The sequence below is a fragment of the Ethanoligenens sp. genome, from assembly GCF_047718355.1.
GTDB lineage: Bacteria > Bacillota > Clostridia > Oscillospirales > Ethanoligenentaceae > Ethanoligenens.
Map to the genome: position 1 here is coordinate 1 of NZ_JBDNLG010000098.1, position 10,645 is coordinate 10,645.

Genomic DNA, 10,645 nt, shown 5'->3' on the forward strand with positions numbered 1-10,645 from the left:
CGAATTGGAGGGACGCTATGCTTTTAAAAATTGATTTCTTATCAGAAGAGCCTATCTATATGCAGATTCGCAACCAGATTGTTGTAGGGATTGCGTCCGGTAACCTCCGCGACGGCGACGCATTGCCGTCTGTGCGCACGTTAGGAGAGGAGATTGGGGTAAATCTGCACACTGTCAACAAAGCCTATAAATTACTCCAAAAGGAGGGATTCATTACATTGGCACGCAGCCGGGGTGCGGTGGTGCACGCGGGCAATGCCGCACGGAATGCGGCGGATTTTCTCCAGACAGCAGAGGGGACGATGCGCAATATCGTTTCCGAGGCCGTCACACGTCATGTGGACCGTGTATGGCTTCATCATTTGGTCAACGCGTTGTATGACGAATTTGACGGACCTAAATAGACAGATTGCAATTGTTTCTTTATTGACACGAAAGGAAGAACAGAGATGAGTGGCTCTTTATGGGCGATGTGGCTGATTTATCCGCCCATTGCCGCACTTTGTATCGCGCAGCCGTGGTTCTCCAGACGAAATGTCTTGTTTAGCGTGGTTTTTGGCGACACGGAGGTCTGGCATCGACAGGAAATGCGCGCGGTGCGTAAGCAATATCTGATGCGGTCGGTCGCGCTTTGTGCCGTCATTGGGGTGGCAGGGCTGGTTTGGAGCCTGTGGGTTCCTCTGTTGACCGCGGTCGCCATAAATACTGGTGTGTTGTTTGCCATGATTGTAGGGGAGGGTGTGCTATTCGTCTTGGCACGCGCGGAAGTCCGCCGGTTCAAGGCAAGCCTCCAGACGGGCGGTACACTGGTTACCGATCAAATTACGGTGGAGACAGGGATGCCGGAGCGGCAGACTGTACTGCACGCCGCATGGGTACTTTTGCTTGTTCCGATGCTATGCGCGGCGGTTTTGCTTGCGGTGCTGGGATATCCGTATTTGCCCACACATATCCCCATACATTATGGCTGGTCGGGCGTGCCGGACGCTTTTTCACTCAAATCATGGGGGGTGGTCTTGTTTCCGCTTTTCATTCATGTGGCAATTGCTGCCATGATTGCTGTTTCTTTCTTATTTGTGCGGCACGCGCCAGCGTCGGTGCGCGGAAATCCCCAGGCCGCACCCGGCTCTGTCTTTTATCGCAAGGTGATGGCGTTTCTATTGTTGGCTACCGGTTTGCTGACGCAGGTCATTTTCCTGTTGATTCAGATCCGCCAGCTGGTGGTTTTCCCGATGATATGGGTCGGTGTGAGCGGCATTCTGTGCGGTTTGTCTGCCATCATAATGATGATTGTTTATGTGAGACTGGTGCGTGTCAAAAAGCCGCATGGCGATATTCTGGATGATGACGCAAAGTGGGTGCTGGGGATGTTTTACTATAACCCCGGCGATCCATCGGTTTTTGTGGAAAAACGGGCGGGCATCGGCTATACCATGAATTTCGCCCGCCCGCTTGCCTGGGTTTTTCTCGTTGGCATCGTGGTGTTTGTGATAGGTACCTTGGTATTTTCCTTTCATATTAAAAAATGACAATGAATGAGGAGACGATTTAGAATGGTCAGTTCAGCTACACTGGTTGGTATCATGTTTGGTGCGTTGGCACCGCTTGCGGTTTGGGTGGTGCTGTTGGTATTGTTCTTTCGCCGCTATAAAAGCGGGGTGAAAGAGCTGCTGATTGGCGCGGGTGTTTTTCTGGTCATGGCATTGGTGCTGGAACGCATTGTACATTATTTCATTTTGATCAAGATTCCTGCGACTGCCGCGTTTTTCAGACAACCGTTGGCGTATGCCATCTACGGGGGTCTGATGGCAGGACTATTTGAGGAAACCGGGCGTTTTGTCGCATTCCGTCTGTTTTTCAAGCGGAAACATCGGTATCAGGATGGCATTATATACGGGTTGGGACATGGCGGGCTGGAACTGCTGCTTATTGGGGTAACGGCACAGGTGGCAACTTTTGCACAGATGCAGAGGACGGTGATACAAATCCAGCCGTACCTGTTCGCAGTCAGCGGGCTGGAACGCATTTTAGCGTTGGCTGTTCAGCTGGGACTCTCGGTGCTGGTGCTGTATGCGGTGGCACGAAAACAGCCGAAGTTTTTTGTGCTGGCTATCGGACTGCACGCATTGCTGGATTTTGGCGCGGCGATGGGGCGGTATACACCCGCTCCGGTACTGATTAGTGAGGGTATCGCAGCTGTCTTTGCAGTGGCGGCGGTCATCTGGCTGGTGCGGGCGCGCCGGCTTTTTGAAAGCACGCGCAGTCTGGCACATAGTTGACCGATACAGAGAAAAGAGCAGCACGAAGCCGACAGCAATTTTGCTGTCGGCTTCGTGCTGTGTCAATTTAGGCGGCTGATGTGGCGGATGAGAGAGAAAATGTGCAAAATCAGCCGTTCGGTTGATTCCCTTTTCATTGGATTCTGGTAGCATAGAGGACGGAAGGTGATTGAAATGGAAACGATTCTGGCGGTAAAAGACCTGTCGAAACGATTTAAGCAAAAAACTGTGTTGAAAAATGTAAGCTTCACAGTCAATCAGGGGGAAATCCTCTGTCTTCTCGGTCCGAATGGTGCGGGTAAAAGCACGACCATCAATATTCTCACCGGTATGTTGGGGCATGATGGGGGCGAGGTGCGCTATCATGGCCAAAATATCTGCGGTCAGCTTAAGGCATACAAACAACATCTTGGCGTAGTGCCGCAGGACATCGCTCTGTACGAGGAATTGTCTGCCGAGCGCAACCTGCATTTTTTTGCCGCGCTCTATGGGTTGCGAGGGCAGGCTCTCGACCACGCGGTCGACGAGGCATTGGCGCTGGCGGGGCTGGAGGATCGGCGGCATGATGCGGTTAAGACTTTTTCAGGCGGGATGAAACGACGGCTGAACATCGCCTGTGCCATCGCGCACCACCCGGAACTGGTCATTATGGATGAACCAACGGTGGGCATCGACCCGCAGTCGCGTAACCATATTCTCGACAGTATTCGTACCCTGCGTGAGGGCGGTATGACGGTGCTGTATACCACGCATTACATGGAGGAGGTGGAGGCTATCTCCACCCGCATCATCATCATGGATCATGGGGAGATCATTGCGGAGGGTACCAAAGAAAGCCTGAAGCAGGCTTATCAGGACGAAACGCACTATACCCTGACAGTGGCGCGTGCGGAGGCCCTACAAGTGGAAGACCTTTACAGGATAGAGGGAGTCAAAACGGCGCAGGTGGGGGAGGATACTGTCGAAATCGCGTCCCTGCGCGGCATGGCAAACCTTGACCGCATCATTGCCGCACTGTATCAAAAAAACGTGGAAATCAAAAACATCACCAGTGAGGAGGCCAGCCTGGAGACCGTCTTCCTCAAGCTGACCGGCCGCACTCTGCGCGATTGAAGCGGAAAGGGGGAATGGTTTTTATGCGGCGGTTTGCCACAATTTTTCGCATGGATTTGCTGAACCTGTTCAAAAATCCGGTGCTTATCAATTACAATACCGTTTTCACGGTTTTACTGGTGTTTACGCTCGGCTACCTCAACAGTGGGGCGTATGCCGACGGTTGGGCGGGATATCGCTATTATCTGGTGTCGTTTTTGGTGTTCGGGATGCTGGAGGGGGCGATGACCGCGTCCAACGGGTTTATGGAGCGGGATATCAAAAAACCCAATCTGCGCATCATGTTTTCTCCCGCGGGCAGTTTCCCCATCTATTTTTCCAAAATACTGTCTGCCGCGCTGTTTGATTTCCTTTGTCATGGAACCATCGTGGTGGTGCTCGGTGCGCTGTTTCATTTTCCACAGTTCAGCCGGTTTGGGCTGGTGCTGCTGTTGATGGTGCCGATTGAACTGGCGACCGCCGCGCTGGGTACCTTTTTTTGCTGTGTACTCCACAGCGAGGAAAGCACCAGCAGTTTGCTCAGCACGCTCATCAGTGTGCTGGCGTTTCTGGGCGGCACATTCTTTTCGCTGGACAGCTTGGGCGGTGTAGTGGCGCAGATCTCGCGGCTGTCGCCGGTCAAATGGATGAACGACGCGTTTTTTGCCTTGCTGTTTGATGGCAATATGGCAGTGGTTGCACCGCTGTTTTTCGGCGGACTGCTTGCTGCGGCGATCTTGACGGTAGGCTGTGCCCGCTTTTTCCACACGGAGGATTACTTATGCTGACGATTTTACGCAATAATTACAGCCGGATGGCCAAGCGCCTGCCCAGTGTGCTGATTATGGTCATCATTACGCTGCTCTCTATGGCTCTGGCGGTGTATATGACGACCCAGCAGCAGATGAAAGGCCATATCGTGTTGGTAACGCAAAGCGGTGCAGCCTCCACAAAGTCTGCACATCTGGACGTGACGGTTTTGAAGAAAGCACCGCCGGATTCAGCGCTGGTGCGCGGGCAATATGACGCCTATGTCTTTGATGAAGGCGGTGGGAAGTATCGCATCCAGACCCTGCGCAACGCGCAGTTCAAAGCGCTGGTGCAGGCACTGTTGGCAAACCCGCACACACCGGTGCCCAAGCAAAGCGGGGAGCGGGGAACCGGGGAAAATATCATTGGTTTCTCCATGCTGTTTTTGCTGATGGGTACATTCGCCAATCTGTTCACATTTGGAGAGGACAGGGAACAGGGGCAGCTTTCCCGCATCGCGGTCACACCGACCTCACTGGGAAGCTATCTTGCAGGGCATTTTCTGTATGCGCTGTCCATGTTCCTGCCGCCGTTTGTCCTGCTGGTGCTGCTGCGGGCAGTGGGATTTGCAATCGGGTTTTTGCTGGCCGGATATGCGCTGCTGTTTGTGGCGTTGGCTGTGTTGGGTATCTCGTTGGCTTTGCTGCTGAACACGCTGTTTGACAAGGCCGACAACGCAAATATGTTTGGTTCCAGCATTGTGGTGTTCACCACGGTGCTTGCGGGCGGATTTTATGCCAACAGCCAGAAGAACGCGGTGCTGGACAACATCATCCGTGTGCTGCCGCAGAAAGAGTTGATGGCGTTCGCCGCGCATCTGGAAAACGGCACGGCATGGACGCATCCGGGTTCGCTGCTTTATGTATTTGTGTTTGGAGCGGTGCTGTTTGTGTTAGCATTTTTCCTCTTGCGCCGCAAAGTGCAAAATGGCTGAGACCCTTGTCAAAACCGCCGTACTGTCCTACAATTATAGAAAGAACGTTTCTCCCGTAGTGGACGTGCGGATGGCAGAAGATGATGAGGGGATGCACGATATGTGGCAGCCAGGCGAGCAGGACATGGCATTGTTATCTGCCAAACTGAAGATTCCCGCACCGCGCCGCGGTTATATTGTACGGCGGGAGTTGTTCGATATGCTCGCGCGTGGATGGATATTCGGTGTGACATACATCAAAGGCGCGGCGGGCATGGGCAAAACAACGCTGGTCAGCTCTTTTCTGCGGGAGAATGGCGTGGAAAATGCCGCGTGGCTCTCGCTGGATACGGATGATGATGATCCGCTAACATTTTGGCACAGGTTTGCGGTGGCAGCGGCGGCACTTCCCGGCGCGCGGATGGAGAGTTTGATGGCGTTGTTCCGCAGCGGTGGGACGCCGTTGCAGGCGGAAGAACTGGCGGCGCGGGTGCGGGTGGCTGTGTCGGATGTGGAGCCTTGCGTGGTGGTGCTGGACGATATGCATTTGCTGCAAGACGGCGCAGTATTGCGTTCATTCGAACGGTTCTTGCAGGATTTTCCGGAAAACCTGCACCTGTTCCTGCTCTCGCGTGAAGACCCCGCATTCTATACCGGCGGATTGGCGGTAGCGGGAAAACTGCTGTTTATCGATGGCGAGGCGCTGCGGCTTTCCGAGGAAGAAAGCGTGCGGTTTTTACGGGACACGTTGGGGCTGGAGGCGGATGATGACCGGGTGGCGTGGCTGACTGGGCAGGCGGATGGCTGGATTGGCGGTCTGCAATTGCTGGCGGCTGCGGACGGCATGGGTGCGGGCAGTACCCGCACCGGGCAGGTGCTGACGGCGGATTACCTTACACGGGAAATCTTTGCCACGCTGACGGCAGAGGAACAGCAGTTTTTGATGGTGACCGCGATCCTGCCGTATTTTGACGTGGCGCTGTGCACCGCGTTATTGGGAGAAGGCAGCCATGCACAGACCATTGAGCGGTTAATTGCCAAAAATCTGTTTCTCACCTGTGTCAACGAGGATGCGGGAATTTACCGGTATCATAGTATCTTGTGGGAGTATCTCAAACGGCGATTTGAGGCTATTCCGCAAACCGAGCAGATGGCGCTGCACCGAAGAGCCGCTACCGCGTTGTGTGAGCGCGGCGAACGGGTGGCGGCATTGCCCCATCTGATTGCCGCCGGGGAATTTGCAAGGGCAGGGCAACTGCTTGGTGTAATGGGCGACTGTGCAGAATCCTGGCATTATATCAACCGCCTGCCGCTGGATATAGTGCGGGCAGATACCAACCTGGCAGTGCAGTCCATTGTCTACAACCTGTTAATCCATCCGGATATCCATCGTGCGAAGCAGTCGTACAGTGCGCTCAAAACGAGCAATGAAGGGCACCCGTTTCTTCGCGCGTGGCAGCAGATAGGGGTATATGTGGGAGAATCCGTGGACTTTAATCATCCACCGATGCCCGTTCTGCCCGAGCAGATTGACGCTGCCGGTATGAATCCGGTGGTGCAGGCACTGGCGTATGCCGGCAGTGCGAGTCTCTTTCTTGAGCGGGAAGATTACGAAAACAGTGCTAAATTCGCAGATCGTGCGTATGAGATCGGCGGAGGCGACAACCCGTTCGTCGATTATTATCTGCTTTCATCCCGTGCCCAGTTGGCGGAAGAAACGGGAGAACTGAACGAGAGCCTGCGGTTCTTTGAAAAAATGCAAGAGGCGGTAACACGCTCTCCCACCGTCGGTCTGCTGAAAATTTTTCATGCCGTCGGTCGTACGGGGGTTTATCTCAAACGAATGGAGCGGGAACCGGCTGCCGCCGCATTGGACGAGGCAGACCGCGGGTTGAAGCAGTACCCAAATTTCTCTTATTTGATGACCTTTGGGTATGCGTATAATCGGATAGAGTATGACATAATTTTTGATTCGGTAGACGCGGCTTTGCCAGATTTGGAGAAACTGTTGGACCGGAGCAGCCGCGACATGCGGACCATTCTGGTGTGTGACCGTCTGATTCTGCATCCTGTAGTACAGAATCGCCTGCCAGAAGCATGGGCTGAACGCTTTTTGCAGGAATGCGGCGCGTTGGGCGGGCAGGTGTCTTTGATGTCACAGTTGGTCGGTGCGAGACTGCGTTGGCAGCGGAGAGAACATGATGCAGCAATACAGACGGTGGAACAGGTGCTGTCCTATTCGCGCGCGCACCAAAACCGCCTGATGCTGGTGAGTGCGGGTCTGCTCAGGGCGGGAATGCTGCTGCAAAGCGGCGGAGAGACCCGCATCATCCAGAATCTGTTGCGGGAGGCGATTCACTACGCGTGGGAGAACCGTATTTTGCTGCCATTTTTCGTGGAGCGGTTTGTTTTGGCAGACGTGTTTGCCGCTTTTCCGATTCGTGAACTGCCGGAAAGTGAGCAACTCTTTTTGCGGGACGTGCGTGCGCTGTGTGCACCTGCGCCGCTGGGAGGCAATGTGCTGAGCGAGCGGGAACAGGAAGTTCTGCGGGAGCTGGCGCGCGGGCTGACCAACCCGCAGATTGCGGAGCAATTGTGCATTTCATTGGCCACCGTGAAGACCCACTTGCTCAATATGTACGGAAAACTTGGCGTGTCCACACGGGTGCAGGCAGTGGAGGAAGCGCGCAAACGGAAGCTATGGTCATAAATGCGCAGAAAAGCAGCCCGGTGCGAATGTATATCGCACCGGGCTGCTTACATATCGACTTTTAAAAGAGCGACGCGGTCATTGCGCCTACCCCGTTTTTAAACAATAGAAACATTTGAGAGGAATAGGCTTTGATATAGAGCGGATCGCCTTGAAACAGGCTGACCCAAAACCATTTGGCGCGCTCCTGTCGCTCGCGTGACCACTGTTGAATGCCCAGGCTCCAACTGTATACGCCGCCGCAGATAAAACTCTTTTGCTGCACGCGCGCAACAATGAAATGCCCATTTTTGTCCAGACGGCAGGAGGAGATGGCGTGGTTGCAGAAAAAATTGAATTGGTTGTACTGTGAATGCAGAATGATTGGCGGTACCGGCGAAGTGAGCAGGGAGGATACAAAATCGTTTTGGTTCTGGTAATTGGTGATCTTTGACTTTTGCTCGTCGATACGCGCCGCATGTTTTTTTAGGAACGCCAAATTGAAGCCCGGCGAATTGAATGTAACACACTTGCGGATGTTGGCGCGGACGGTGTCTGCAGCAAGGAATGTGCAGAACTGCGCCACATGTCCGCCCAGTGAATGCCCCACAAAATACAAAGTGTGCCCCGGCTGCCCAAGGACGTCGGCGCGCTGCTCAATATAATCCGACGCTTCACGGTGCTGGGCAATCAACATGTTGTTTGCAATATCCAGACTGGCGCGCCAGTCGTTGAGATGTTCTTTTGGATTTTCACTGCCGCGGAAAACCACGGCGGAAGTGTCGGCGTCGATGTGTACTGTAAAGCCATACAGACCGGATTCAATCGATGTGTTGTGCGCGCAGATATCGGTGATGATCCAATTCTGATAGGCTTCATTTTTAGGGTCGGTGAGAAAATGTACCTGATCGGCATAGACCCAGGCGTCCACGCCGGTAGATTTGGCGGGCTTGAGCGGATCGTCCGGCGTATCCAGCAGGCGGCGGTAGGAATCCAACAGTTCCTTCACCGTATAGGTTAGGTGTGCCTGCCCTTTGGAGGGCCATGGCGTGCCATCCTTGCGCAGAGGATCAAAATAAACCAACTGTGCCAGAAAACTGAAATCCTGTTCCGTCAAATCATTCTGCAAATCGTGCATCTCCCTTAAAACGACTGCGCCGTCTATTTACATAACACTATATGTCCATAGTAGCATGCAGGTGCATACATGTCAAACCCTAAAGTGTTAAATTTTGAGATCAGGAGGAAAGTAAAAAGGATAACAGATTCGTCCGTCATGGTTAGACAATCAAGATGGCGAATAAGACAACGAGCAAGGGAAAAGTTATGGAACGGATAAGGAGCAATCGTGTGAATACAGGGGAGCAAAAGCGCGCGGACTCATGAAAGCGCATTGCTCCAGTTAGATTGTGCGGCGGCCAGGTTGTCATCAAACGCCTGTTGTGCCGTCCGTGTGCCGCTGAATATCTGCAAGACAGGGGAACCCTGCGCGGGCCAATCGAACAGCCGTCGGTAGTAGACGGGCTGCTCGGAAAGCATGTAGAGGGTATCGCTCTGCCAGAGGGCGCAGGCGCTTTTGAGCAGCCGAGGCAAGTGGTCGGTCTGGTTTTTATCCAAAACAAATGGGGTCGGTTGTCCAGTTGCGGCGATAAACAGGGAGAGAGCCTCATCCGATGTAAGATCGGATAGAAAGGTCTGCGCCAGCGCTTGTTCGGCAGCCTTGGCGGGTACGACGGCGATGCCGGGGATGGTAGCTGCAAGCAGTCCGGGCGCCTTGGCACCGTCCGGTGCGGGAAGTGCCATTACATGGACATCCAGATCGTCCGATGGCGCGTTTGCCGCGAACACGGGGAGGTAACCGGCCGGCATCATCGCAGCGTGTCCGCCGGTAAAGGCTTTGACGGCCTCCCCTTCGTTCATGGTGAGGGGCGTATTATAAGAGTTCTGCGGCAGGAGTTCCTCAAAAGCCTGCAAAGCCTGCAATCGTCCTTGTTCACCATAGACGCTGGGGCTTTGCATGGCCAGATAGGTCTGCATGGAGGCTTGTCCCTCATACTGTGCCCACCATTCGGTTACATTGTCAGTCCAGTCGGAGGCGTGGTCCGCACTCCATGTGAATGGAGCGATGCCGGCAATGCGAATCTGCGCGCATAAGGAATCCAGTGCCGATACCGTTTGTGGCACCTGCCAGCCGTACTGGTTAAACAGTCTGGCGCTGTAAAGCAGCCCGCCGGTTCGTGCTCCCCAGGGATAGACATAGTATTGACCATTCAACATACAGGAAGGGGCGACCCCGTCACGCAGCTTGGATAGGAGCGGTGCACCCCCGCCTGTGCCGATATAAAGCGTATTTAGGTTCGCAAGCTTTCCGGCAGCGGCATCTTCCTGCCAGTCGGTGCGGGCAAGGAAAATCAGATCGGGAGTGTTTTGCCCGGATTCAAGCAACGCAGTATAATGCTGGGTGAGCTGGCTATCAGCCGTAATTTTCAATGCGATTGAGGAATGTGTTTTTTGAAACAGTTTGGCAGCATTGTTCATCCAATTGCTTCCATACAGGCTGCTGTCATAAGTGATGCGCAGTGTCTTTTGCTGAGGTTTCTTATTTGGTGCGGTATTGGTGCAAGACGTGGCAAACAAAAGAAAACAGGCAGCCAGCGCTGTCAACAGGGCTTTTTTCATATGCGCTTCCTCCGCCACCGTAAGATAGCTGTATTGATACTCCTTTATTATATACGCTTGCCCTGCCGGTTTTCAAGAGCAATAAAGGGCTGTGGGCGAAGACATGTTACCAGGCTTAGCCCCCCCCCCCGGTTGGGGGGGGGGTTGGTTAAAAATGAGTTTTAGCGGTTTAGGGGGCACGCA

The 10,645-nt window shown here is 53.8% G+C and carries 9 protein-coding genes; 7 read left to right on the top strand and 2 right to left on the bottom strand.

Annotated elements, in window-relative coordinates; genetic code table 11:
* From ABF463_RS12340 to ABF463_RS12370, 7 genes are all read left to right on the top strand, one after another.
* Positions 1-404 (top strand): GntR family transcriptional regulator (locus tag ABF463_RS12340; RefSeq protein ID WP_415533964.1); only part of this gene is annotated, 404 nt, incomplete at its 5' end.
* 45 nt (positions 405-449) lie between these two features.
* A complete protein-coding gene (locus tag ABF463_RS12345) occupies positions 450-1,529 on the top strand; it encodes a DUF5808 domain-containing protein (protein ID WP_415533966.1) in 1,080 nt (359 codons plus the stop codon).
* A 24-nt stretch (positions 1,530-1,553) separates the two neighbouring features.
* Entirely contained in the window at positions 1,554-2,279 is a 726-nt protein-coding gene (locus tag ABF463_RS12350; protein WP_415533968.1) for a YhfC family glutamic-type intramembrane protease, read from the top strand.
* Between the two features lie 174 nt (positions 2,280-2,453).
* Positions 2,454-3,392 (top strand): ATP-binding cassette domain-containing protein, encoded by a 939-nt coding sequence (locus tag ABF463_RS12355; protein ID WP_415533980.1) that lies wholly within the window; start codon positions 2,454-2,456, stop codon positions 3,390-3,392.
* A gap of 23 nt (positions 3,393-3,415) precedes the next feature.
* The gene (locus ABF463_RS12360; RefSeq protein WP_415533970.1) at positions 3,416-4,159 is read left to right on the top strand and encodes an ABC transporter permease; all 744 of its coding nucleotides are present in this window, start codon (positions 3,416-3,418) and stop codon (positions 4,157-4,159) included.
* Positions 4,153-5,115: an ABC transporter permease gene (locus tag ABF463_RS12365; RefSeq protein ID WP_415533972.1), complete on the top strand. Its 963-nt coding sequence runs from the start codon at positions 4,153-4,155 to the stop codon at positions 5,113-5,115. Before ABF463_RS12360 ends, ABF463_RS12365 begins: the two co-directional genes overlap by 7 nt.
* Positions 5,108-7,804, top strand: coding sequence for a LuxR C-terminal-related transcriptional regulator (locus ABF463_RS12370; protein WP_415533974.1), 2,697 nt, complete (start codon positions 5,108-5,110; stop codon positions 7,802-7,804). Before ABF463_RS12365 ends, ABF463_RS12370 begins: the two co-directional genes overlap by 8 nt.
* Positions 7,805-7,865: 61 nt before the next feature.
* Here ABF463_RS12370 and ABF463_RS12375 read toward each other — a convergent pair whose 3' ends face one another.
* Both ABF463_RS12375 and ABF463_RS12380 read right to left on the bottom strand, forming a co-directional pair.
* A complete protein-coding gene (locus ABF463_RS12375; RefSeq protein ID WP_415533976.1) occupies positions 7,866-8,912 on the bottom strand; it encodes an Mbeg1-like protein in 1,047 nt (348 codons plus the stop codon).
* A gap of 251 nt (positions 8,913-9,163) precedes the next feature.
* Complete coding sequence (locus ABF463_RS12380; protein ID WP_415533978.1) at positions 9,164-10,462, bottom strand: ABC transporter substrate-binding protein; 1,299 nt, start codon at positions 10,460-10,462, stop codon at positions 9,164-9,166.
* Positions 10,463-10,645: the final 183 nt, after the last annotated feature.